Source organism: Streptomyces sp. NRRL S-350 (assembly GCF_000719705.1).
GTDB lineage: Bacteria > Actinomycetota > Actinomycetes > Streptomycetales > Streptomycetaceae > Kitasatospora.
In genome coordinates this window covers 73,307-95,902 of sequence record NZ_JOHO01000020.1, presented here as the reverse complement: position 1 = coordinate 95,902, position 22,596 = coordinate 73,307, and the positions used below count along the sequence as shown (strand labels likewise).

Here is a 22,596-nt window from a genome sequence, read left to right as displayed (position 1 = left end):
GGCCCCGACCAATCCCGGACGCGCCGCCGCCGTCGCACGTCCCGGCGCCGCCGCGTACGGTCGGACGCAGCGCCGACGCCGCCGGCGCCGACGCCCAGGGGAGGACCATGACCGCCGCGAACGCCGCCGCCGCGACCGCTGCCGCGAACCCCGCCGCCGCCGTGGCCGTCGAACCGCCGCCGCCCGGTCCCCGCCGGCTGCGCCTGCTCAGCTACAACATCCGTTCACTGCGCGACGACCGGCGCGCGCTGGTCCGGGTGATCCGGGCCTGTGCGCCCGACCTGGTCTGCGTCCAGGAGTCGCCGCGCTACTGGCGGCCCGAGGGCCAGGCCGGCCGGCTCGCCCGGAGCACCGGGACGGACGTCCTGGCCGGCGGCGGCCGCACCGCGGCCGGCCCGATGCTGCTCGGCCGGCCCGGCGCGGTGGAGGTCGTGGCCGTGCACGACCGGCTGCTGCCCAAGACCCGCGGCCTGCACGCCCGGGGCTTCGCCACCGCGCTGCTGCGGCTGCCCGGCGCGGCGCCGTTCACCGTCACCAGCTGCCACCTCAGCCTGGATCCGCACGAGCGCCACGGGCAGTTCGAGCTGCTGCTCGACCAGCTCGGGATCGCCGAACACGGCATCGTGGCAGGGGACTTCAACGAGCACCCGGACGGCCCGGGCTGGCAGCTGCTGGCCTCCCGGCTGCAGGACGGGTACCCGACCGCGCCCTGGGGAGGCGAGTTCACCTCCGTGCCGGAGCGCCCCTACCAGCGGATCGACGCCGTCTTCGCCACACCCGGGATCACCGTCCTCGGCTGCGGGGTGCCGCACGGGCTGCCCGGCGTCACCGAGACCGACCTGCGGGCCGCGACCGACCACCTGCCGGTGCTCGCGGTGCTGGAGATCCCGGCGGCCTGACGACGGGCCTCAGACCACCGCGCCGTGGTCCGGGTCCTCGGGCTCGTCCTCGTCGCGGTCCCGCATCCGGGCGACCAGGGTGACGAAGCCGCCCAGGAAGGCGGTGACCCCGATCCAGGCGGGCCAGCCGGAGATCTCCCGCCAGACCACCGCGTCGATCAGCAGCAGCGCGGGGCCGCCCAGCACGGCGAGCCAGGCGAACTTGGTGGTCACGTCCGCCTCGGGCAGCGGCGGGGGCTCCGGCGGGACGAAGTGGCCCTCGTCGCTCTCCTCCAGCTCGAAGTCGCGCGGGCCCGAGCCGGCGGCCGGCAGCACCGGCCGGCCGGAGCGGGGGCGGGGCTGCGGGGCGAGGTCGGCGAGGTCGTCCCGGTCGCCGCGCTCGGCAGGGCCTTCCTTGTGGCCGCCCTTGAGTCCGTTCTGGGCGCGGAGGTTCTCCACCTCGGGCCAGTTGGGGTTGTTGAGGTCGACCGGGTCGTCGAACTGCGCGACCAGGGCCGCGAAGATCTCGTCCTGCTCGGCCTGGCTGCGCTCGGGCGCGCGGCGCGGCCGCGGCTCGGCGGGGGCCTGCGGGCCGGCGGCGTCCGCGACGGTGTCCCGCGCGGGCGGGGGCGTCACGGCGCCGCCCGCGCCGGTGCGGTCCGTCGGTGCACCGCCCGGGGCGGCGGCCGTCGCCCCGCCGTCCTTCGCCGAGCCGTTCTTCGCCGTGCCGTCCTCGGCCGCGCCGCCGTCGGCCCTGCCGTCCTCGCGGGGAGCCTCGTCCCCGCCGCCCGCCGTGCTGCTCTCGTGCACTTCCGGCCCTTCAGCCATGGTGATCGTCGGATTCGACCCGGGTGACGCCCGCCGTGTGCGCGGGAGCCAGCCGTCGGATGAAGTCCAGGCCGGCCGCGAATATTTCCGGCGCGTCGTGGTCCAGCGTCGCGACGTGGAAGCTGCGCTGGCACAGCCGCTCCGTCACGTCGGTCGAGGATATCCGGGACAGCACCAGTTCCGAGTTGGCCGGCGAGACGACGTGGTCCTGCGGGCTGTGGAAGAGCAGCACCGGCTGGGTCACCTCCGGCAGGCGGTGCCGGACCTCGCGCCACAGCCGGCTCAGCGACCAGGCGGCGTGCAGCGGCGTCCGGTCGTAGCCGAGCTCGGTCGCGCCGGCCTTGGCGATGTCGTTCGCGATGCCGGGCGTGCTCGGGATCAGGTGGCGCAGTACCGGAAGCAGCACACTCGCGGGGGTGTCCGAGCGCACCGACGGGTTGACCAGCACCAGCCCGGACACCGTCGGGCCGTGCAGCGCCGCGAGCCGCAGCGCCAGCGCGCCGCCCATCGACAGCGCGCACACGAACACCTGCTCGCACTCGTCGGCCAGCGTCAGCAGCTCGCGCTCGACCTCCGCGTACCAGTCCTCCCAGCGGGTGAGCTGCATGTCCTGCCAGCGGGTGCCGTGCCCCGGCAGCAGCGGCAGCGAGACGGTGTACCCGGCCGCGGCCAGTTCGTCGGCCCACGGCCGCAGCGACTGCGGCGACCCGGTGAAACCGTGGCAGAGCAGCACCCCCACCGGTCCGCCGCGGTGGCGGTACGGTTCGGCACCGGGCAGCAACGGCATGGCGGACTCCTTCGCGGGCGGGTGGCGCTGGGGGAGGGACGCTGGACGGGAAGCTGCGGGAATCCGCATCGTCCCACGCCCCGCGCCGGGACGTACACCCCCTTCGGCGGGGCCGGGCGCAGCCGACGCTCACGGGGCATTAGGATCGACCGGTCCGCATAACAGGAGGCCCCGGTTGTTCTACCGACTGATGAAGATGATCGTCGCGCCACTGCTTCGGATCTTCTTCCGGCCGTGGATCGAAGGTGAGGAGAACATCCCCGCCGAGGGTGCGGCGATCATCGCCAGCAACCACCTGTCCTTCTCGGACTCCTTCTTCTTCCCCGCCCTGATCAAGCGCCGGGTCACCTTCATCGCGAAGGCCGAGTACTTCAACACCCCTGGCCTCAAGGGCCGGTTGACCGCCGCCTTCTTCAAGGGCGTCGGCCAGCTGCCGGTGGACCGCTCGGGGGTGCGCGGCGCCGGCGAGGCCGCGATCCGCAGCGCCATCGCGGTGCTGGACCGCGGCGAGCTGTTCGGCGTCTACCCCGAGGGCACCCGCTCGCCCGACGGCAAGCTGTACCGCGGCAAGGTCGGCGGCCTGGCCCGCGTCGCGCTGGCCACCGGCGCCCCGGTGATCCCGGTCGCCATGATCGACACCGAGAAGGTGCAGCCGCCCGGCCAGGTCGTCCCCAACTTCGGCATCAGGCCCGGCATCCGGATCGGCCGCCCGCTGGACTTCTCCCGCTACCACGGCATGGAGAACGACCGCTTCATCCTCCGTTCGGTGACGGACGAGGTGATGTACGAGATCATGCGGCTCTCCGGCCAGGAGTACGTGGACATCTACGCGACCGCCGCCAAGCGGCAGATCGCCGACGACAAGAAGAAGGCCGACGCCGAGCGCCGTGCGGCGGCCAAGGCCGAGAAGGCAGCCGAGGCCGAGAAGGCGGCCGAGGCCGACAAGGAGACCGGCTCGGCCTGACGGCCCGGCCGGGCCCGGGGGAGGGGCGGATGACGGACGGCGGCAGAGCCGGCGGGGTGGGCGGCACGGTGGCGGCCGGCGGCATGTCCGTCGAACTCCCCCTCTGGAAGGCCATCTCCTACTTCCGGGTGCTGGCCCTGTGCTACGCCCTGCTGCGGTACTTCAACTCGTACCTGCACTTCCTGCACCCCGTCGCCGGCTGGATCTTCCTCGGCGCGCTCACCCTCTGGACCCTCGCCACCACCCGCGCGTTCGCCAACCCGCAGCGCTGCACCTGGTACGTCCTGGGCGTCGACCTCACCCTCGCCGTCACCGGCATCGTGATGAGCGGCCTGACCGACGCCCCGGCCCGGATCAGCCACGGCGCGCCCACCCTGCCGACCATCTGGGCCGCCGGCACGGTGCTCGGCTGCGCCGTGAAGGGCGGCTGGCGCCCGGCGGCGGCCTCGGGCTCGGTGATCGGTGCCGCCAACATCCTCGGCCACGGCGGGCCGACCGGCGACAACATCCACAACATCGTGCTGCTGATGCTGGCCGGGTGCGCGATCGGCTACGTCATCGAGCTGGCCCGGGCCAGTGAGGCCACGCTCACCCGGGCGCTGCAGGTCGAGGCGGCCACCCGGGAACGCGAACGGCTCTCCCGGGACATCCACGACGGCGTGCTGCAGGTGCTCGCGCTGGTCCAGCGGCGCGGCGCCGAGGTGGGCGCGGGAGCGGGTGACGGGCCGGGCGGCGCCGGTGGCGGCGGGGCCGGCTTCGCGGAGCTGGGGCGGCTGGCCGGTGAACAGGAGCGCGCGCTGCGGGCGTTGATGACCGGTGGCCCGATCCCGGCCCAGCGCCTGCCGCAGTCCGAGGCCGCCCAACCGCACGACCTCACCGCGCTGCTGCGCCCGTACGCCGACGAGCGGATCACGCTCTCCGCCCCCGGCACGCCGGTGCTGCTGCCCGGCCCGGCCGTGGGCGAGCTGGCCGCGGCCGTCGGCGCCGCCGTCGACAACGTCCGCCGGCACGCCGGGGACGGCGCCCGGGCCTGGATCCTGGTCGAGGACGAGCCGGAGGGCGTCACGGTGAGCATCCGTGACGACGGCCCCGGGTTCGCCCCCGGCCGGCTCGGCGAGGCGGAGCGGGCCGGCCGGCTCGGCGTCTCCCAGTCCATCCGCGGCCGGCTGCTGGACCTCGGTGGCACGGCCGAGCTGTACTCGGCGCCCGGAGAGGGCGTCGAGGTCGAACTGCGCGTCCCGAGGAAGGCCACTCAATGACCGATCAGCCGATGACCGATCAGTCGACCACCGACCGGCCGGTGCGGGTGATGGTGGTGGACGACCACCCGATGTGGCGGGACGCCGTCTCGCGCGACCTCGCCGAGGCCGGACTGGACGTGGTGGCCACCGCGGGCGACGGCGAGGAGGCCGTCCGCCGCGCCCGGGCCTGCTCGCCGCAGGTCGTCGTGCTGGACCTCAACCTGCCCGGCCTGTCCGGCGCCGAGGCGTGCCGCCAGGTGGTGGCGCACGACCCGTCGGTGCGGGTGCTGGTGCTGTCGGCCAGCGGGGAGCACCAGGACGTGCTGGAGGCGGTGAAGTCCGGTGCGACCGGGTACCTGGTGAAGTCGGCCGGCCGGGAGGAGCTGCTGGACGCGGTGCGGCGCACGGCCGTCGGCGACGCCGTCTTCACGCCGGGCCTGGCCGGCCTGGTGCTCGGCGAGTTCCGCCGGCTGGCGGCCGAGCCCGCAGCCGCCTCGGCGCCGGCCGCGCCGCGGCTGACCGCCCGGGAGACCGAGGTGCTCCGGCTGGTGGCCAAGGGCCTGTCGTACCGCCAGATCGCCGACCGGCTGGTGCTCTCGCACCGGACGGTGCAGAACCACGTGCAGAACACGCTGGGGAAGCTGCAGCTGCACAACCGGGTGGAGCTGGTCCGGTACGCGATCGAGCAGGGCCTGGACGACGGGGTCTGACGGGCCGACCCGGTCTGCCGGGCCGACCAGGTCCGACCGGCCCGACCCGGCGGTGACAGGCCCGACCGGGCAGGACGGCGTCCCGGGCGGATCGGCCCGGAACGCCGTCGGGAGCGGTCGGGAGCGGCCAGGAGGCGTCAGGAGCCGTCAGCGCCGTACGGCCGCCGCCGCGCGCAGCAGCCCGGCCACGATGTCCACGCCCTCGCGGGTGAGCACCGATTCGGGGTGGAACTGCAGGCCGGCGAAGCCGGGCCCGCGCAGGGCGTGGACGTCCCCGGTGGCGGTGTCCCGGGCGACCTCGACGCCTTCGGCGGCGAGCCGGGCCGCGTCGGCCTCCGAGCAGCGCGCGGTGAAGGTGTTGTAGAAGCCGACCGTCCGCCTGGTGCCGAACAGGTCGATGCCCTCCTGCGCGCCCTGGTACGGGACGGCCTTGCGGCCGAGCCCCAACCCGAGCTCGGCGCAGAGCAGTTGGTGGCTGAGGCAGACCGCGAGCAGCGGGGCGGTCCGGGCGCCGGAGCGCACGGCGGCCAGGGCGTCCGCGACGATCGGGCGCAGGAGGGCCATCTTGGGGTCGTCGGCCTGCGCCGGGTCGCCCGGGCCGGGGCCGAGCACCAGCGGGCCGCGGTGCGCGGCGACCCGTGCGCGCAGCCCCGGTTCGTCGTAGCGGGCCACCGTCACCCGGTGGCCGAGCGAGCCGAGCAGGTGGGAGAGCATCGAGGTGAAGGTGTCCTCGCCGTCCACGACCAGGGCCGGCTCGGCCTCGGTGACCTCGGCCGGCGCCTGCATCCGCAGCCAGAACGGCGCGAGGCCGGCCCGGCGGGCGTCGAGGGCGGCCTGGACCCGGTGGTCGTCGGCGAGCCGGGGGCCGGTGGGGTGGGGCAGCCGGGCGGGGGCGGGCCGGGCGCCGATCGCGGTGAGCACCCCGGCGGCCTTGGCGTGGGTCTCGGCGACCTCGGACTCCGGGACGGAGTGGCGCACCAGCGTGGCGCCGACCCGGACGACGAGCCGTCCGGTGGCCGGGTCGATGTCGGCGGTGCGGATGCAGATCGGCGAGTCCAGCAGCTGTCCGCCGCTGGCGGAGCGTCCGATCAGGGCGAGCGCGCCGGAGTAGTAGCCGCGTCCGGTCGGCTCGTGGCGCCGGATGACCCGGGTGGCGTTCTCGACCGGGCTGCCGGTGACGGTGGCGGCGAACATCGTCTCGCGGAGCACCTCGCGCACGTCCAGCGAGGTGCGCCCGCGCAGCTCGTACTCGGTGTGGGCGAGGTGGGCCATCTCCTTGAGGCGGGGCCCGAGCACCTGGCCGCCGAGGTCGCCGACGGTGCACATCATCTTGAGCTCCTCGTCCACGACCATGGTCAGCTCCTCCAACTCCTTGGGGTCGTGGAGGAACCGGAGCAGCGAGTCGAGGTCGGAGCCGGCCGCCGGGTAGCGGTAGGTGCCGGAGATCGGGTTCATCACGACGGTGCCGCCGCTCTGGCGGACGTGCACCTCGGGGGAGGCGCCGACCAGTACCCGGTCGCCGGTGTGCACGAGGAAGGTCCAGTACGCGCCGCGCTCCTGCTCCAGCAGCCGCCGGAAGAGCGTCAGCGCGAGCGCCGGGGAGCAGTGGCCGGCACCGGTGCCGCCGGGGGTCCGCAGCGTGGCGTGGAAGTCGCGCCGGATCACGAAGTTGGCGCCCTCGCCGTTGCCGATCTCGTCGTCGATCACCCGGCGGACGATCGAGGCGTACGCATCGTCGTCCACGTCGAACGCGCCACCGGCGAGGGAGAAGGGCAACTGCGGTAGGGCGGAGGTGAATTCGGCCAACGGAAGGGCGTGCTGTTCGGTCACCGACAGGGCTTGCAGCGGTGTGCCGTCGTCGTGGGCCTCGAAGCCGCGCTCGCGGATCTGCCGGTAGGGGACGAGCGCGAGCAGGTCGTGCACCGGGGCGCCGCCGGCCGGGACGCCGTCGCGCACCGGCAGGTCGGCGAGGCGCTGGTAGCTGTCGACGGTGCCCAGCAGCACCTCGACGGTGTCCGGGGCGAGTCGGGGGGTGCGGCGGTGCAGCAGGGCGAAGGCGGGGGCGCCGGGGGCGGTGAGACGGGCGAGCAGGCCGGTGGCGGTGGTCACGGGTGCGGCTTCCTTCCGGGTGGATGGCGAGGGCGGTGCTGGATCCGCTCCCGGAGAGCCGTCTGCTCAGACGCCGACGGCCGCCCCGAGGGGCGGCCGTCGTGTTCGTCTAGGAACGCGCGATCGGTGGGCCACCCTTGGGGGAGGCCCACCACCAGGAGTGGTTGCGGGGCGCGTGCATGGTTGGAGCGTAGCCGATCCGGCGGGGCGGGTGAGTCCGGTCACGCCGGTTGTCCGAGATGTGTCTCAGTCCTCGGGCAATGGTCACGTACCGCTCGTGTCACCCCGTAGCCTTGGCGGTGTGACCGCTACGACTGAGACATCGAGGGCTGCCCACTCCTGGCAGTCCCTGCCCGCGGCGCAGCAGCCTGAATGGCCGGACCAAGAGGCTCTGCGCAAGACCCTTGCCGAGCTCGCCTCGTATCCGCCGCTCGTCTTCGCCGGCGAGTGCGACCAGCTGCGCGCCCGGCTCGGGGCCGTGGCGCGCGGGGAGGCGTTCCTCCTCCAGGGTGGTGACTGCGCGGAGGCCTTCGACGGCGTCTCGGCGGAGCACATCCGCAACAAGCTGAAGACCCTGCTGCAGATGGCCGCCGTCCTGACGTACGCGGCCTCCGTCCCGGTGGTGAAGGTCGGCCGCATCGCCGGCCAGTACTCCAAGCCGCGGTCCAAGTCGACCGAGACCCGCGACGGCGTGACGCTGCCGGTCTACCGGGGCGACTCGGTGAACGGCTTCGAGTTCACGCCCGAGTCCCGGATCCCGGACCCGGAGCGCCTGAAGCGGATGTACAACGCGTCCGCCGCGACGCTCAACCTGGTTCGCGCGTTCACCACCGGCGGCTACGCCGACCTGCGGCAGGTGCACGCCTGGAACCAGGACTTCGTGCGCAACTCGCCGGCCGGCCAGCGCTACGAGCGGCTCGCCCGGGAGATCGACAACGCGCTGGCGTTCATGAACGCCTGCGGGGTCGCGCCGGAGGAGTTCAAGACCGTCGAGTTCTTCTCCTCGCACGAGGCGCTGGTCCTGGACTACGAGACCGCGCTGACCCGCGTGGACTCGCGCACCGGCGAGCTGTACGACGTCTCCGGCCACATGGTGTGGGTCGGCGAGCGCACCCGGCAGCTGGACCACGCGCACATCGAGTTCGCCTCGAAGATCCGCAACCCGATCGGCGTCAAGCTCGGCCCGACCACCTCGGTGGACGAGGCGCTCGCGCTGATCGAGAAGCTGGACCCGGAGCGCGAGCCCGGCCGTCTGACCTTCATCACCCGGATGGGTGCGGGCAAGATCCGCGAGCACCTGCCCACCCTGGTGGAGAAGGTCACCGCCTCCGGCGCCAAGCCGGTGTGGATCTGCGACCCGATGCACGGCAACACCTTCGAGGCCTCCAGCGGGCACAAGACCCGCCGCTTCGACGACGTCCTGGACGAGGTCAAGGGCTTCTTCGAGGTGCACCGCGCGCTCGGCACCCACCCGGGCGGCATCCACGTGGAGCTGACCGGCGACGACGTCACCGAGTGCGTCGGCGGCGGCGACGAGGTCCTGGTGGACGACCTGCACCAGCGCTACGAGACGGCCTGCGACCCGCGGCTCAACCGCAGCCAGTCACTGGACCTGGCGTTCCTGGTGGCGGAGATGTACCGGGGGCAGTGAGCCCCGGGCGCCGCGGGCCCCCTGCGGTGCCGAATGTGACGAAGGCCCCTCCGGATTCGGGATTCCCGAGTCCGGAGGGGCTTTTTCGTACCCGGATCGCCGGGTAAGGTGAGGCTTAGTGAGCTAAGGCAAGCCTTAGTCAAGATCCGCTCCGCTTCACCACCGGGAGAGCCCGCGATGTACGTGTGCATGTGCCATGCGGTCACCGAGGACCAGGTGAAGAAGGCGATCGACGCGGGTGCCGACACCCCGCGCCGGATAGCGAAGGGCTGCAAGGCCGGCACCGACTGCGGCTCCTGCGTCCGGCGGATCCAGGCGCTGCTCGGTGAGCACGGCGCCCGGCCCTGCCCGACCGCCCGGCTGGCCGCGAAGCTCGGCCTGGCCGACCCGGAGCCGCAGGCCGTGCCCGCGGCCCCCGGCGCTCCGGCCCCCGCCGCGCCGGCGCCCGTGACGGGGCCGATCGCCCCGGTGGTCCCGCTGCGCGTGGCCTGAGCCTCAGGACTCGGGCTGCTCGATGAGCTGGGCGAGGTACAGCGCCTCGCCGAGCTTCTCCAGGAGTTCCAGCTGGGTGTCGAGGTAGTCGATGTGGTGCTCCTCGTCGGCGAGGATGTCCTCGAAGATGTTCGCCGAGGTGACGTCGTTCTTGGCCCGCATCACCACGATCCCGCGCTTGAGCCGGTCGATCGCCTCGACCTCGACCTGGCGGTCGGCTTCGAACATCTCCTTGACGGTCTGGCCGATCCGGACGTGGAACAGCCTCTGGTAGTTGGGCAGCCCGTCCAGGAACAGGATCCGGTCGGTGAGCGTCTCGGCGTGCTTCATCTCGTCGAAGGACTCGTGCCGGGTGTACTTGGCGAGCTTCGTCCAGCCGAAGTTCTCCTGCATCTTGGCGTGCAGGAAGTACTGGTTGATCGCGGTCAGCTCGGCGGTGAGCTGTTCGTTGAGGAATTCGATGACCTCGGGATCGCCCTGCATGCGGTGCCTCCTGCGCTCGTCCCTGCGATGGGTGCTGCGCTGCGCATCCTGGCACCGGCACGGGAGGGAATTCCAGTAAGTTCACACTCACTAGGACATGTGTCGGAATATCCGATTCGGGGGGAACGGCGGCGGTGCACGATCGACCGTTGGGCCGTACGGGCGGGGCGTGAATCAGCTCCCAAGGGGCGCGCGCCGACGCTCGTCCGCCGTCTGTCACCATGGATCCCATGGGTCAGTCCAATCACGAACCGCTTCCGCCGTCTGACCCGAGGCTCCCCCCGGGCCAGCGCGTCCAGCGCGGCTGGCCCGCCCTGCACTACGGACCGGTGCCCCGCTTCAAGCCGCTGACCTGGGACCTCCAGGTGTTCGGCGCCACCGCCTCGGCGGAGAAGCACAGCTGGGACTTCGAGGCCTTCAACGCCCTGCCCCGCACCACCGTCGTCGCCGACCTGCACTGCGTCACCAAGTTCTCCGTCCTCGGCAACGAGTGGACGGGAGTGCCGACCGCCGCCGTGCTCGACCTGGTGCCCCCCGCGCCCGGCGTCACCCATGTGATGGTCTGGGCCGAGTACGGCTACAGCGCCAACCTGCGGCTGGCCGACTTCGCGGACCCGCACACCCTGCTCGCCACCCACCGCAACGGCGAGACGCTCACCGCCGAGCACGGCTTCCCGGTCCGGCTGGTCGTGCCGGGGCTGTACGCCTGGAAGGGCCCCAAATGGGTCCGCGCGGTGGAGTACATGCGGGCCGACCGGCGCGGCTTCTGGGAGGAGCGCGGCTACCACAACCTCGCCGACCCCTGGCGCGAGCAGCGCTACTCCTACCAGGAGGAGCCCGGCGACGGGCCGCTGCGCTGACCGGCTCCCACCGGGGGCGCTAGAAGAGCGAGAACCTGACCGTCACCGTGCTGCGCTGCGGCCGCCGCTCGCCGGCCGCCGGGGACTGGCCGGACGCCTTGACCGCGCCGAACACGTCCCAGCCGCTGGTCTGCATCGTGAAGCCCGCCGACTGCAGCGCCTTCTGCGCCTCGTCCTTGGTCATCCCGGAGACGTCCGGGACGGACACCATGCCCTTGCTCACCACCAGCGAGACCGCGGCGTTCTCCTGCAGCAGCTGCCCGGCCGCAGGCGAGCTGCTGATCACCGAGCCCTCCGGCACGGCGTCGTTGTAGGTCTCGGTCACGGCACCCTTGGTCAGTGAGGCGCCCGCCAGCGCCGCGGCGGCGTCGGCGGCGCTCTTGCCCACGAGGTCCGGCACGGCGATCCGCTTGGGGCCCTTGGAGACCGTGACGGTGATGGTGTCGCTGCGGCGGGTGCGCGCGCCCACCCCGGGGTCGGTGGAGATCACCTGGCCGGACGGCACGGACTCGCTGAAGGCCTCCACGAACCTGCCGTGCAGGCCCTCCTTGTCCAGGATCCGCTGCGTCTCGGCCCGGTCCTTGCCGAGCACCCCGGGTACCGAGCCGTACAGGCCCTGGGACAGCCCGTAGGTGGCGCCGCCGATCGCCAGCACCAGGGCGGTCAGGGCGGCGGCCCAGACCAGCGGCCTGCGGGGGAGGCGGCTCAGCAGGCCCGGCCGGCGTTCGCGGGCCGGGGTCGGCTCGTCGTACGGGCGCGGCTCGGTGAGCAGCTGGTCCATCAGCTCCGGCGGCACGTCCAGCACGCTGGTGCGCTCGGGCGGCGGGGCGTCGGCTGCCCGGGGCGGCCGGAGCACCGAGGTCGGCTCGCCGGTGGGGTAGGTCGGGCTGGGCCGGGTGGAGGCCGGGGGCTCGGCGTCCAGCTCCTGCGGGGCGAGGGTGCGGCGGAGCCGCTGCAGGGCGGCCAGCAGCTCGACCGCGTCGTGCGGGCGGGCGTCGGCGGCCCGGGCGCAGGCTCCGGCCACTATGGCGTCCAGCTCGGGGCCGACGGCGGGGGCGATCAGGGAGGGGGCGGGGACGTCCTCGTGCAGGTGCTTGTACATGACCTGGACGGGGTTGTCGCCGGTGTGCGGGCGCCGGCCGGTGAGCATCTCGTACAGCAGGATGCCGGCCGCGTAGACGTCGACCCGCTGGTCGGTCGGGGCGTCCGGGAGGATCTGCTCGGGTGCCAGGTAGGAGACGGTGCCCATGACCGTGCCGCCGGTCGCGGTGGTGGTGGAGGTGGGCGCGCCGTCGGCCGAACCGAGCACCCGGACCAGGCCGAAGTCGGCGACCTTGACCAGGCCGTCCTCGGTGATCAGCACGTTCTCCGGCTTGACGTCGCGGTGGACCAGCCCGGCCCGGTGGGCGGCGCCGAGGGCGGCGAGCACCGGCTCCATCACGTCCAGCGCGGCCCGGACGGAGAGTGCGCCGTGGTCGCGCAGCAGGTCCCGCAGGGTGCGGCCGGGCACGTACTCCATGGCGAGGAAAACGTTTCCGCCGTCCGCGCCCTGGTCGAAGACGTTGACCACGTTGGGGTGGCTGAGCCTGGCGACCGCCTTGGCCTCGCGGATGAAACGGGCGGTGAAGCCCTCGTCGCCGGCCAGCGAGGGGTGCATCACCTTGAGCGCGACCACCCGGTCCAGCCGGGTGTCGGTGCCCCGGTAGACGGTGGACATCCCGCCGGTCGCGATGCGCTGCTCGACCCGGTACCGGTTGTCGAGCAGGGCGCCGATCAGGGGGTCGTGCAGTGCCATGTCCACCCGGCGAGTCTAGTGCCGGGCCGGGCGGCCGGACCCGGAGGTGGCGGACCGGGGCCCGGCTGTGCCCGGCTTGTGACACGCCGGTGCCGTGGGCTAGAAGGCGGGCCGCTCCCGGATGTCCAGGTCCGCCCGGCCGGCCATCGCGGAGGAGGCCTCGGCGTGGAAGCGGCGCGGGATGCGGCCGGCCCGCCGGGCGAGCCGGCCCGCCTCGGCGGCGTGCCGCATCGCCTCGGCCATCAGCACCGGCTCCTGAGCCCGGGTCACCGCGGAGGCGAGCATCACCGCGGAGCAGCCCAGCTCCATCGCCAGCGCGACGTCCGAGGCGGTGCCGGCGCCCGCGTCCAGGATCACCGGGACGCCCGCGCCCTCCACGATCAGCTGGAAGTTGTGCGGGTTGCGGATGCCGAGGCCGGAGCCGATCGGCGAGCCCAGCGGCATGATCGCGGCGCAGCCGACGTCCTCCAACTTCCGTGCCAGCACCGGGTCGTCGTTGGTGTACGGCAGCACCGTGAAGCCGTCGTCGACCAGCGTCTCGGCGGCGTCCAGCAGCTCGATCGGATCCGGCAGGAGGGTCCGCTCGTCGGCGATCACCTCCAGCTTCACCCAGTCGGTGCCGAGCGCCTCGCGGGCCAGCCGGGCGGTCAGCACCGCCTCGCCGGCGGTGAAGCAGCCGGCCGTGTTGGGCAGTACGCGGATGCCGTTGCGGGTCAGCACGTCCAGGACGGAACCCTGCGTGGTGGTGTCGACCCGGCGCATCGCGACGGTGGTCAGCTCGGTGCCGGAGGCGAGCAGCGCGCGCTCCAGGACCTCCAGGCTCGGCGCGCCGCCGGTGCCCATGATCAGCCGGGAGGAGAAGCTCTCCCCGGCGATGGTCAGCAGGTCGTCGGCCATCTCAGCCTCCCTGGACTGCGGTGAGGATCTCGACCCGGTCGCCGGTGTTCAGCCGGGTCTCGGACCACGAACTGCGCGGCACCACAGCCTCGTTGAGCGCGGCGGCGACGCCGGAGTTGGCCCGGCTCACGGTGGCGACCACCTCGGCGAGGGTGGCCGCGGCGGACACCTTGCGGGGCTCGCCGTTGACGGTCAGTGCGATCTCGGTCATGCCAGGGCCTTCGTGGTGGAGCGGTCGGGGGAGAGGCGGTCGGAGGAGAACCGGGTGGGGGAGAACGGTCGGGCCGGCTCGGGGAGTTCGCCGGTGGCCAGGTACTCGGAGAGCAGGTCGGCGGTCACCGGGGTGAGGAGTACGCCGTTGCGGTAGTGGCCGGTGGCGGCGACCAGGCCCGGCAGTGAGGTCGGGCCGAGCAGCGGGGCGTTGTCGGGCGAGCCGGGGCGCAGGCCGGCGGAGGTCTCCACCAGCGGGAGTTCAGTGAGTCCCGGGACCAACTCGTGGGCGTCGCGCAGTAGTTCGTACACCCCGCCGGCGGTGACCGTGGTGTCGTAACCCTGCTCCTCGGTGGTCGCGCCGACCACCAGCTCACCGTTCTCCCGGGGCACCAGGTACAGGTGCCGGCCGCGCACCACCGCGCGGACGTTGCGGGAGAGGAACGGCTGGTAGGCGTCGGGGATGCGCAGCCGCAGGATCTGGCCCTTCACCGGCCGGATCGCGGGCAGCACGCCCTCGGGCAGGCCGGGCAGCCGGTGGCTGTGCGGCCCGGCGGCGAGGACGATCCGGTCGGCGGTCAGGCTCCCCCCGGTGCCCAGGCGGGCGCCGGCCGCCCGGCCGCCCTCGACCAGCAGCTCCACGGCCTCGGCGCGGTGGACGACCACGCCCGCCCGCTCGCCGGCCGACAGCAGCGCCGTGAGCATCCGGCGGCCGTCCACCTGGTGGTCCTCGGCGACGTGCAGGCCGCCGCGGACACCGGGGGCGAGCATCGGCTCCAGCTTGCGGGCCTCCCGGCCGGTCAGCCAGGTCGAGTCCAGGCCGAGCCGCCGGTGGAAGGCGTGCAGCTCGCGCAGTTCCTCGCGGTCGTCGGAGTCCAGGGCGACGGCGACCGTGCCGCAGCGGCGGTAGCCGGTGTCCTTGCCGCCGCTCGCCTCGGTGAGCTCGGCGGCGAAGTCCGCGTAGCGCTCGTTCGAGGCCATGCCGAGGCGCAGCAGCGGCTCCTCGCCGTACTGCAGTTCCGTGACCGGGGCGAGCATCCCGGCCGCGACCCGGCCCGCCCCGCCGCCCGGGGAGGGGTCGACCAGGGTGGTCCGCAGCCCGCGCTGAGCCGACCGCCAGGCGACGGCGAGGCCGATGATGCCCCCGCCGATCACCAGGACGTCGGCGTGGGCGTCCGATGGCAAGCGTGTCAAAGCCGCTCTTCTCCCTTCGCCGGTATGACCCGGATCAGGTTCGGACGGTCGCGGGCCGTGCCAGCCCGCCTCTCAGCCCGGTTCGCCGGGCTCCCGTGATGGTGCCCCCACCATAACGCCGGGGCCCGGCCCGGCCGAAGGCCCGTACGAAGGGTGGACAGGGGTGGGCAGGACGGCCGCCGCCGGGGGGCTCCGCAGGTGCTGGGTACAGTGACGGGCGTGGCAGAGCTGAGCGGGACGGATCAGGCGGTCGTCGTCGTCGGGGCAGGGCTGGCCGGGGCGCAGTGCGCCCTGAAGCTGCGGCAGGGCGGTTGGCGGGGGCGGATCGTGCTGGTCGGCGAGGAGCCGCACGCACCGTACGACCGGCCGCCGCTCTCCAAGGACGTGCTGCTCGGCAAGAGCGACACCACCGCCCTGGACATCGACTACGCGAACCTCGGCATCGAGGTGCTCACCGGCCGCCGCGCCACCGGCCTCACCCCGGGCGTGCTGCACACCGACGGCGGCGACCTGCCCTACGGCTCGCTGGTGATCGCCACCGGCGCCGTCCCGCGCGCCCTGCCCGGCGCCGAGCGCGCGCACCTGCTGCACACCCTGGACGACGCCCTGGCGCTGCGCGCCCTGCTGCGCCCCGGCCTGCGGCTGGTGCTGGTCGGCGCGGGCTGGATCGGTGCGGAGGTGTCCACGGCCGCCCGCGAGGCGGGTTGCGAGGTGACCGTCGTCGAGGCCGGCCCGGCGCCGCTGCCCGGCGCGCTGCCGACCGCGATCGGCTCGGCGATGGCCGCCTGGTACGCCGAGGCCGGCGTCGACCTGCGCTGCGGGGTCGGCGTCGCCGCCGTCGAGCCCGGCGCGGTGCTGCTGGCCGACGGCTCTCACCTGCCCGCCGACGAGGTGGTGGTCGGCATCGGCGCCCGGCCCGCGACCGGCTGGCTGGCCGGCTCCGGCGTCGAGTTGGACGGGACCGGCGCCGTCGTGGTGGACGGGCACCTGCGCACCGCCCTGCCCGGCGTCTTCGCGGCCGGCGACTGCGTCAGCTACCCCTCGGCGCGGGCCGGCGGTCGGCTGGCCGTCCAGCACTGGGACCACGCGCTGCAGTCCGGCGAGGCGGCGGCCGCGGCCGTCCTCGGCGCGGACGCGCCGCCGTACGACCCGGTGCCGTACTTCTGGTCGGAGCAGTTCGGGCGGATGGTCCAGTACGCCGGCCGGCACGCCGAGGGCGACGAGCCGCTGTGGCGCGGCAGTCCGCAGGACGCCTCCTGGGCGGTGCTGTGGCTGCGCGACGGGGTGCCGAGCGCCCTGCTGACCGTGGACCGGCCGCGCGACCTCACCCAGGGGCGGAAGCTGATCGAGCGCGGCACCGCACTGGACCCGGCCCGGGCGGCCGACCCGGCGGTCCCGCTGAAGTCGGCCACCGCCTGACCGGCCGCTCCCCACCGGCGCTCCGGCGGGGCCCCGGCGGGGGCGCCGGGCAGGCCCCGGCGGGGCCACTGGTGCGCGGCGGGCCCCGGAGGTGGCAGTCTGGTGGCGTGAGTGAGATCGAAAGCAAGATTGAAGCCCTGGTCCCCGAGTGGATGTACCTGCCCGACATCTCGGAGCAGTGGGGCGTCCGCGTCACCGAGGTCCGGGACCTGGTGCGCAACGGCGGCCTGATCGCCGTCCGGCGGGGCCCGAACAAGTCGCTGCAGGTACCCGCGGCGTTCATCGACGGTCCGGGCCTGGTCAAGCACCTGTCCGGCACCCTGACCGTCCTTCGCGACTGCGGCTACAGCGACGTCGAGATCCTGGAGTGGCTGTTCACCGAGGACCCGTCGCTGCCCGGCAGCCCGATCCAGGCGCTGCGCGAGAACCGCGGCACCGAGGTCAAGCGCCGCGCCCAGGCGATGCTGATCTGATGGCGGCGGACACCCCGCGCGCCCGGCTCGCCGACGCCCGGCTCTACCTGTGCACCGATGCCCGGCGCGAGCAGGGCGACCTGCCCGAGTTCCTGGACGCGGCGCTGGCCGGCGGCGTCGACATCGTCCAGCTGCGCGACAAGGGCCTGGAGGCCAGGCAGGAGCTGGCGGCCCTGGAGGTCTTCGCGGACGCCTGCCGCCGCCACGGCAAGCTGCTGTCCGTCAACGACCGCGCCGACGTCGCCCACGCGGCCCGGCCGGACGTGCTGCACCTCGGCCAGGACGACCTCCCGGTGCCCGCCGCGCGGGCGATCCTGGGCGAGGACGTCCTGATCGGCCGGTCCTGCCACGCCGAGTCCGAGGTGGACGCCGCGGTCACCGAGGCGGGGGTGGACTACTTCTGCACCGGCCCGGTCTGGCCGACGCCGACCAAGCCGGGCCGCCCGGCACCCGGCCTCGGCCTGGTCTCGTACGCGGCGAAGCAGGACACCGACCGGCCGTGGTTCGCCATCGGCGGGATCGACCTCGGCAACGTGGATCAGGTCCTGGCCGCCGGGGCCCGCCGGATCGTCGTGGTCCGGGCCATCACGGCCGCGGACGACCCCCGGGCGGCCGCCGCCGAGCTGTCCCGCCGGGTGCGCGCGGCCTGACGCCGGGATCCGGGGCCGCCGCCGTCGCTCAGCACTCGCAGTACGCGCAGTACTCGAAGCCTTGAAGTGCTCGCAGTACTCGCAGTGCTTTCAGTACTTGCGGACGGTGGCGGCCTCGGCCAGCGCCAGCAGCACCCCGCGGGCCCGCTCGTCCGCCAGCGGCGCCGCCTCCAGCGCGGCCAGGCACTGCCGCATCAGCTCGTCGATCCGCTGCTCCACCAGCTCGGGCGCTCCGCTGCGGGCGACCAGTTCGCGCAGCCGGGCCACCTCCTCGGGCGCCAGGTCCGGCGCGCCGAGCCGCTCGTCCAGGTGCCGGGCGTCGGCGGCGGGCAGGCCCCGCATCGCGTGGGCGACCAGCAGCGTCCGCTTGCCCTCGCGCAGGTCGTCGCCGGCCGGCTTGCCGGTGACGGCCGGATCCCCGAACACGCCGAGCAGGTCGTCCCGCAGCTGGAAGGCCTCGCCCAGCGGCAGCCCGAACGCCCCGAGGCCCTCGACCAGCTGCGGCCCGGCGCCCGCCAGCAGGGCGCCGACCTGCAGCGGCCGCTCGATCGTGTACTTCGCGGACTTGTAGTGCAGCACCGTGCGCGCCCGGTCCGGCGCGCCCTCGTCCGTCGAGTCGCCGGCCACCGGCTCCAGCACGTCCAGGTACTGGCCCAGCATGACCTCGGTGCGCATCAGGTCGAACACCGGCTTGGCGGCCAGCACGGCGGCGGGCTCCAGGCCCGAGCGCAGGAACAGCTCGTCGCACCAGATCAGCAGCAGGTCGCCGAGCAGGACGGCGGCCGAGGCGCCGTACTGCTCGCGGTCGCCGCGCCAGCCGCTGTCGCGGTGCAGCGCCTCGAAGCGGCGGTGGACCGCGGGCAGGCCGCGGCGGGTGTCGCTGCGGTCCATCAGGTCGTCGTGCACCAGGGCGCTCGCCTGGAGCAGTTCCAGGGCGGCGGCCGCGTTGGCGATCGGGTCTCCCGGCGCGCCCCCGGCCGGGCCGCCGGCGGCGCGCCAGCCCCAGTAGCAGAAGGCCGGGCGCAGTCGCTTGCCGCCGTCCAGCAGGAAGTCGCGCAGCGCGTCGGAGACCGGCAGCAGCTGGGGCGAGATCTTGCCGAGCAGCGCGGACTGGCCGTCCATGAACGCGGCGAGCGCGGCGTTGACGCGTGTGCGGACGTCCTCCACGTCAATGGGGTTGGCCGGCCGGGTGCTGGACGAGGTCACGATGGGGCTCCGCTGGTTCTCTGGGGTGCAGCAAGCGTAGCGGGGCGGCCGGGAACGGCTGTGCGATCGGCCCGGCGCCGGGGCGCCGTGGGCCTTCCCGGAGCCGCCGGGGAGCGGCCGCCGGACGAACCGGAACGGCGTCCGTCGATTGTCTCAATCCGTGGGATGAGGTTGTCCGGCCTCCTCGAAGGCCGGATAGCCTGCCAGCATGGCACTCGGTATCGCTTCCACGAGAACGGATCGCGCACTGACGGTGCGCGAACTCCTGGCGGCCGGCAAGCGCTCCTTCTCCTTCGAGTTCATGCCGCCGCGCACGGAGGCCGGCGAGCAGAAGCTCTGGGACGCCATCCGTCGACTCGAACCGCTCGACCCCAACTTCGTCTGCATGACGTACGGCGCCGGCGGCTCCTCCCGCGAGCGCACCGTCAACATGGTCGGGCGGATCGCGACCGAGACCACGCTCACCCCGGTCGCCCACCTGACCGCCGTGGACCACTCGATCGCGGAACTGCGCAACATCATCGGCCAGTACGCCGACCAGGGCGTCCGGAACGTCCTCGCCGTCCGGGGGGACCCGCCCGGCGACCCGATGGGCGAGTGGGTCTCGCACCCCGAGGGCGTCACCTACGCGTACGAGCTGGTGGAGCTCATCAAGGGCATCGGCGACTTCTGCGTGGGCGTCGCGGCCTCGCCGAACATGCACCCGCGCTCGACCGACTGGGACGAGGACATCCGGCACTTCGTGGCGAAGATCCGCTCCGGGGCCGACTACGCGATCACCCAGATGTTCTTCGAGGTGGACGACTACCTGCGGCTGCGCGACCGGGTGACCGCCGCGGGCTGCGAGACGCCGATCATCCCGGAGATCATGCCGGTGACCAACGCCAGGCAACTGGAGCGCTTCCCGCAGCTCAGCGGCTCGCCCTTCCCCGCCGACCTGGAGGCCCGCCTGCGGGCGGCCATCGACGACCCGGCGGCGTTGCGGGCCGTCGGCATCGAGCACGCCACGGCGATGGCGGAACGCCTCCTCGACGAAGGCGCGCCGGGCCTGCACTTCATCACGCTGAACCACTCGACGGCGACGCTGGAGATCTACCAGAACCTGGGGCTGCACCAGCGCTGAGCGGCGGCCCGCGCCCCTCGAACGGCCTACTGGCGCCGGGTGTTCACGAGCCCGTCACCGTCCCGACGGTGGCGGGCTCGGTCGTGTGCGGCCGGTGCCCCGTGCGGCGGGAACGCGATGCGGTACCCCGGCCGTTGAACCGGTACAGTCGCCGGACACGCGCGGCGGACACGCGCGGGCACGTGACTGGAGGTAGCGGGCGGATGGGCATCGGATACCTGCTGCTTTACGCCGCGTTGGCGGTGGTGGCGCTCTGGCTGATCGCCGAGGTGCTGCTGCAGAACCGGGCACCGCTGCACTGGCGGGTCGTGGCGCTGGCCGGCTTCCTGGGCGTGGCCGCCGGGATGGTCCTCGGGTCCGTCGTGGTGATCGGGGTCGGCGCGGCGCTGTTCGCGGCCGGTCAGGCCTTCGTCACCCTCTCGGTGAAGCGCGGCTACCGGAACGGCTGGTCCCTGCGGAAGGCCGACGGCAGCCTGCCTGGCCCGCTCGCCAAGGTGCCGCTGCTCGGCGCCCTGACCGGCGGCTCGGCCGCGGTGGCCGCCGCCGCGGCCACCGAGGAGCGGATCGGCGAGGTCAGCGCCGTCGAGGAGACCCCGGCCGCCGCGCCGGAGCCCGACGAGGCGCCGGAGGTCGAGCAGACCGCCGCCTTCGAGATGCAGGAGCTCGCCCAGGACGGCATCTACGCCCCCTCGTACTACGAGCAGCAGCCGCAGGCACAGCAGCAGCCCCAGGACCCGTACACCGCCGCCTACCAGGGCGGCTACGAGCAGCAGCAGTGGCAGACCCAGCAGCAGGCCGCCTTCGGCTACGACCAGCCGTCCTACGGCGGCTACCCGCAGCACCAGCAGGACCCGTACGGCGCCTACCCGCAGCAGGGCCACCAGCAGGAGCAGTACGCGGGCTACGAGCAGCAGCCGCAGCACCAGCAGTCCTGGGATCCGAACGCCCAGCAGCAGTACCAGCACCAGCACCACCAGCAGCAATGGCAGCCCCAGCCCGAGCCCGACCAGCACCCCCAGGGCATCCCGCAGCAGCCGGTGTACGACCAGAACTACGGCTACCAGCAGCAGAACACCTGGCACCAGGGCTGAGCCGACCGGGCCCACCCGGGCCGCCGGGGCCTACGAGGGGCCGATCAGCCCGGCGGTGATGCAGGCCGACATGCCCACCCGGGCGAGGCCGCCGCCGGGGTGGGCGTTGCCGCCGACCAGGTAGAGGCCGGGGACGGGAGACTCGTTGGCCGGCTTCAGCCACCACCCCGACGAACCGGCCAGGACCGGGCGGGCGACCGAGCCGCCGAGGGCGCCGGTCTCCCGGCGGGTGTCCTCCGGGGTGCGCACGACCCGCCACAGCACCCGTTCGCGCAGGCCGAGGCCGGCCGCGTCCACGTGGGCGAGCAGCCGGTCGGCGTAGTGGTCGGCGACGCCCGGGGCGGTCCAGTCGACATCGCCCTGGGCCGGGACGGTCGCGGTCAGCACCACGCTCTCGTGCCCGTCGTCGGGGCGCAGCGCCGGGTCGTCCGGGCGCAGCACCTGGACGGTGGGGCGCCCGCAGGGCGGCACCGCGAGGGTCAGCGCGTTGGCCTCTTCGGCCGGGTCGGCCGCGTGCACCACCGTGCGGTGCGCGGTGCCCGCCGGCCGGGGTCCGCGCAGGGCGAGCAGCACGCCGAACCGGCCGGGCACCTCCTGCGGCTCCCCCACCCCGGAGGGCGCCCCCGGCCACTCGACGAGGCCGTGGCGGCGGAGGGCGGCCGCGTCCATGGCGGAGACCACCAGGTCCGCGTCGATCCGGCCGTCCGCCGTCTCGACCCCGACCGCCCGGCCGCCCTCGACCACCACGCGGGTGACCGGGGTGTCGAAGCGGAACCCGACCTTGCGCAGCTCGCAGCGCCGGAACACCGCGTCCGCGAGGGCCCGCAGGCCGCCCCGGACGTACCAGACGCCGAAGGACTGCTCCATGTACGGCAGCACGGTGGCCCCGGCGGGAGCCTCGGCCGGGGTGAAGCCGTACCGCACGGCCGGTTCGAACAGCAGGGCGCTCAGGCCGGGGTGGCTGTCGAGCTCGCGCGCGGCCACGTGCTCCAGGGACCACGGGTGCGGGCGGCGCAGCCGGGCCAGGCCGTGGCGCGCTGGCACGGGGTACGGGTCGGTGCCCAGGAACTTCCGGTCGGCCGGGAGCGGCTCCTCCAGCAGCGGGCGGCGGGTGGCCTCCCAGACCGTCCGGCCGTGGTTCATCACCGCGCTCCAGCGGGCGCCGGAGCCGGCCCCGAAGGCCTCGTCCAGGGCCTGGCTGACGCCGCCGCGGGACGCGTTCGGCAGGGTCACGCAGGTGCCGTCGGGGAACAGGTGCCGGCTCTCCGGGTCGACGGGGGCCAGGTCGACCAGTTCCTCCAACGGCTCCTTGCCCGTCTTCAGCGCGAGGTCGCGGTAGACGGCCGGGAGGGCGAGCAGCCCGGGCCCGGTGTCGAACGCGAAGCCGTCGCGCTCGTACCGGCCGACCATGCCCCCGTACGTGCCGCCCGCCTCGCAGACCGTCACCCGGTGGCCGAGGGTGGCCAGCCGGGAGGCCGCCGCGAGCCCGCTCATTCCTGCGCCGATGATGACGATCCGTGCCATGGCAACCGATC

22 protein-coding genes and 1 riboswitch are annotated in these 22,596 nt (G+C 74.1%); of the genes, 12 read left to right on the top strand and 10 right to left on the bottom strand.

Annotated features, from left to right (window positions below; translation table 11 throughout):
• The first annotated feature begins 107 nt into the window (after nt 1–107).
• A complete protein-coding gene (locus IF30_RS0119690) occupies nt 108–899 on the top strand; it encodes an endonuclease/exonuclease/phosphatase family protein (protein WP_199807893.1) in 792 nt (263 codons plus the stop codon).
• A 9-nt stretch (nt 900–908) separates the two neighbouring features.
• Here IF30_RS0119690 and IF30_RS50605 read toward each other — a convergent pair whose 3' ends face one another.
• Complete coding sequence (locus tag IF30_RS50605) at nt 909–1,688, bottom strand: hypothetical protein (RefSeq protein WP_051710619.1); 780 nt, start codon at nt 1,686–1,688, stop codon at nt 909–911.
• Between the two features lie 10 nt (nt 1,689–1,698).
• Entirely contained in the window at nt 1,699–2,493 is a 795-nt protein-coding gene (locus IF30_RS0119680; protein ID WP_037900549.1) for an alpha/beta hydrolase, read from the bottom strand.
• 175 nt (nt 2,494–2,668) lie between these two features.
• On the opposite strand from IF30_RS0119680, the gene IF30_RS0119675 reads away from it, so the two are divergent.
• From IF30_RS0119675 to IF30_RS0119665, 3 genes are read left to right on the top strand one after another with little or no spacing between them, the layout of a single operon-like run.
• On the top strand, nt 2,669–3,457 hold the full coding sequence (locus IF30_RS0119675; RefSeq protein WP_030240007.1) for a lysophospholipid acyltransferase family protein: 789 nt from the start codon (nt 2,669–2,671) through the stop codon (nt 3,455–3,457).
• A 29-nt stretch (nt 3,458–3,486) separates the two neighbouring features.
• A complete protein-coding gene (gene macS / locus IF30_RS0119670; protein WP_234322768.1) occupies nt 3,487–4,716 on the top strand; it encodes a MacS family sensor histidine kinase in 1,230 nt (409 codons plus the stop codon).
• Nucleotides 4,713–5,408 carry a response regulator gene (locus tag IF30_RS0119665; protein WP_234322767.1) on the top strand — a complete coding sequence of 232 codons (696 nt, stop codon included), beginning with the start codon at nt 4,713–4,715 and terminating at the stop codon, nt 5,406–5,408. The genes macS and IF30_RS0119665 overlap by 4 nt, the downstream gene beginning before the upstream one ends.
• A 147-nt stretch (nt 5,409–5,555) precedes the next feature.
• Here IF30_RS0119665 and IF30_RS0119660 read toward each other — a convergent pair whose 3' ends face one another.
• Nucleotides 5,556–7,517, bottom strand: coding sequence for an anthranilate synthase family protein (locus IF30_RS0119660; protein ID WP_030239999.1), 1,962 nt, complete (start codon nt 7,515–7,517; stop codon nt 5,556–5,558).
• A gap of 301 nt (nt 7,518–7,818) precedes the next feature.
• Between IF30_RS0119660 and IF30_RS0119655 the strand changes: the two genes are divergently transcribed.
• A complete protein-coding gene (locus tag IF30_RS0119655) occupies nt 7,819–9,168 on the top strand; it encodes a class II 3-deoxy-7-phosphoheptulonate synthase (protein WP_030239997.1) in 1,350 nt (449 codons plus the stop codon).
• 177 nt (nt 9,169–9,345) lie between these two features.
• Nucleotides 9,346–9,660 carry a (2Fe-2S)-binding protein gene (locus IF30_RS0119650; RefSeq protein ID WP_030239993.1) on the top strand — a complete coding sequence of 105 codons (315 nt, stop codon included), beginning with the start codon at nt 9,346–9,348 and terminating at the stop codon, nt 9,658–9,660.
• Nucleotides 9,661–9,663: 3 nt separating this feature from the next.
• Here IF30_RS0119650 and bfr read toward each other — a convergent pair whose 3' ends face one another.
• Nucleotides 9,664–10,143 carry a bacterioferritin gene (bfr, locus tag IF30_RS0119645; RefSeq protein ID WP_030239990.1) on the bottom strand — a complete coding sequence of 160 codons (480 nt, stop codon included), beginning with the start codon at nt 10,141–10,143 and terminating at the stop codon, nt 9,664–9,666.
• Nucleotides 10,144–10,373: 230 nt separating this feature from the next.
• Here bfr and IF30_RS0119640 point away from each other — a divergent pair, with 230 nt between their 5' ends.
• Complete coding sequence (locus IF30_RS0119640; RefSeq protein ID WP_030239986.1) at nt 10,374–11,003, top strand: sulfite oxidase-like oxidoreductase; 630 nt, start codon at nt 10,374–10,376, stop codon at nt 11,001–11,003.
• A 19-nt stretch (nt 11,004–11,022) separates the two neighbouring features.
• Here the strand turns inward: IF30_RS0119640 and pknB are convergent, their stop codons facing one another.
• From pknB to thiO, 4 genes are all read right to left on the bottom strand, one after another.
• A complete protein-coding gene (gene pknB / locus IF30_RS0119635) occupies nt 11,023–12,798 on the bottom strand; it encodes a Stk1 family PASTA domain-containing Ser/Thr kinase (protein ID WP_051710617.1) in 1,776 nt (591 codons plus the stop codon).
• Nucleotides 12,799–12,897: 99 nt separating this feature from the next.
• Nucleotides 12,898–13,695, bottom strand: a complete 798-nt coding sequence (locus IF30_RS0119630) for a thiazole synthase (protein ID WP_030239979.1) — start codon at nt 13,693–13,695, stop codon at nt 12,898–12,900.
• Nucleotide 13,696: 1 nt separating this feature from the next.
• Nucleotides 13,697–13,906: a sulfur carrier protein ThiS gene (gene thiS, locus IF30_RS0119625; protein WP_030239976.1), complete on the bottom strand. Its 210-nt coding sequence runs from the start codon at nt 13,904–13,906 to the stop codon at nt 13,697–13,699.
• Nucleotides 13,903–15,099, bottom strand: a complete 1,197-nt coding sequence (gene thiO, locus IF30_RS0119620; protein WP_030239974.1) for a glycine oxidase ThiO — start codon at nt 15,097–15,099, stop codon at nt 13,903–13,905. The genes thiS and thiO overlap by 4 nt, the downstream gene beginning before the upstream one ends.
• Nucleotides 15,094–15,206: riboswitch (TPP riboswitch) on the bottom strand. (Overlaps the previous gene by 6 nt.)
• A 112-nt stretch (nt 15,207–15,318) precedes the next feature.
• Between thiO and IF30_RS0119615 the strand changes: the two genes are divergently transcribed.
• The 3 genes from IF30_RS0119615 (at nt 15,319) to thiE (ending at nt 17,641) form a co-directional block, all read left to right on the top strand.
• Nucleotides 15,319–16,518, top strand: a complete 1,200-nt coding sequence (locus IF30_RS0119615; RefSeq protein ID WP_030239971.1) for an FAD-dependent oxidoreductase — start codon at nt 15,319–15,321, stop codon at nt 16,516–16,518.
• Between the two features lie 107 nt (nt 16,519–16,625).
• Nucleotides 16,626–16,991: an Rv2175c family DNA-binding protein gene (locus IF30_RS0119610; protein ID WP_030239967.1), complete on the top strand. Its 366-nt coding sequence runs from the start codon at nt 16,626–16,628 to the stop codon at nt 16,989–16,991.
• Entirely contained in the window at nt 16,991–17,641 is a 651-nt protein-coding gene (gene thiE / locus IF30_RS0119605; RefSeq protein ID WP_030239965.1) for a thiamine phosphate synthase, read from the top strand. The genes IF30_RS0119610 and thiE overlap by 1 nt, the downstream gene beginning before the upstream one ends.
• Nucleotides 17,642–17,731: 90 nt before the next feature.
• Here thiE and IF30_RS0119600 read toward each other — a convergent pair whose 3' ends face one another.
• Nucleotides 17,732–18,847: a polyprenyl synthetase family protein gene (locus tag IF30_RS0119600; RefSeq protein WP_030239963.1), complete on the bottom strand. Its 1,116-nt coding sequence runs from the start codon at nt 18,845–18,847 to the stop codon at nt 17,732–17,734.
• 208 nt (nt 18,848–19,055) lie between these two features.
• Between IF30_RS0119600 and metF the strand changes: the two genes are divergently transcribed.
• Both metF and IF30_RS0119590 read left to right on the top strand, forming a co-directional pair.
• Nucleotides 19,056–19,970 carry a methylenetetrahydrofolate reductase [NAD(P)H] gene (gene metF / locus IF30_RS0119595; RefSeq protein ID WP_030239960.1) on the top strand — a complete coding sequence of 305 codons (915 nt, stop codon included), beginning with the start codon at nt 19,056–19,058 and terminating at the stop codon, nt 19,968–19,970.
• 203 nt (nt 19,971–20,173) lie between these two features.
• Complete coding sequence (locus tag IF30_RS0119590) at nt 20,174–21,061, top strand: hypothetical protein (protein ID WP_030239957.1); 888 nt, start codon at nt 20,174–20,176, stop codon at nt 21,059–21,061.
• 30 nt (nt 21,062–21,091) lie between these two features.
• Here the strand turns inward: IF30_RS0119590 and IF30_RS0119585 are convergent, their stop codons facing one another.
• The gene (locus tag IF30_RS0119585; protein ID WP_030239954.1) at nt 21,092–22,585 is read right to left on the bottom strand and encodes a phytoene desaturase family protein; all 1,494 of its coding nucleotides are present in this window, start codon (nt 22,583–22,585) and stop codon (nt 21,092–21,094) included.
• Nucleotides 22,586–22,596 lie beyond the last annotated feature (11 nt).

What these genes read in the sequence shown, in the direction of transcription:
- metF (WP_030239960.1), top strand. Translation starts at nt 19,056, where the DNA reads ATGGCACTCGGTATCGCTTCCACGAGAACGGATCGCGCACTGACGGTG.
- bfr (WP_030239990.1), bottom strand. Translation starts at nt 10,143, where the DNA reads ATGCAGGGCGATCCCGAGGTCATCGAATTCCTCAACGAACAGCTCACC.
- IF30_RS0119585 (WP_030239954.1), bottom strand. Translation starts at nt 22,585, where the DNA reads ATGGCACGGATCGTCATCATCGGCGCAGGAATGAGCGGGCTCGCGGCG.
- macS (WP_234322768.1), top strand. Translation starts at nt 3,487, where the DNA reads ATGACGGACGGCGGCAGAGCCGGCGGGGTGGGCGGCACGGTGGCGGCC.
- IF30_RS0119630 (WP_030239979.1), bottom strand. Translation starts at nt 13,695, where the DNA reads ATGGCCGACGACCTGCTGACCATCGCCGGGGAGAGCTTCTCCTCCCGG.
- thiS (WP_030239976.1), bottom strand. Translation starts at nt 13,906, where the DNA reads ATGACCGAGATCGCACTGACCGTCAACGGCGAGCCCCGCAAGGTGTCC.
- IF30_RS0119690 (WP_199807893.1), top strand. Translation starts at nt 108, where the DNA reads ATGACCGCCGCGAACGCCGCCGCCGCGACCGCTGCCGCGAACCCCGCC.
- IF30_RS0119590 (WP_030239957.1), top strand. Translation starts at nt 20,174, where the DNA reads ATGGGCATCGGATACCTGCTGCTTTACGCCGCGTTGGCGGTGGTGGCG.
- IF30_RS0119665 (WP_234322767.1), top strand. Translation starts at nt 4,713, where the DNA reads ATGACCGATCAGCCGATGACCGATCAGTCGACCACCGACCGGCCGGTG.
- IF30_RS0119640 (WP_030239986.1), top strand. Translation starts at nt 10,374, where the DNA reads ATGGGTCAGTCCAATCACGAACCGCTTCCGCCGTCTGACCCGAGGCTC.
- thiE (WP_030239965.1), top strand. Translation starts at nt 16,991, where the DNA reads ATGGCGGCGGACACCCCGCGCGCCCGGCTCGCCGACGCCCGGCTCTAC.
- IF30_RS0119680 (WP_037900549.1), bottom strand. Translation starts at nt 2,493, where the DNA reads ATGCCGTTGCTGCCCGGTGCCGAACCGTACCGCCACCGCGGCGGACCG.
- pknB (WP_051710617.1), bottom strand. Translation starts at nt 12,798, where the DNA reads ATGGCACTGCACGACCCCCTGATCGGCGCCCTGCTCGACAACCGGTAC.
- IF30_RS0119650 (WP_030239993.1), top strand. Translation starts at nt 9,346, where the DNA reads ATGTACGTGTGCATGTGCCATGCGGTCACCGAGGACCAGGTGAAGAAG.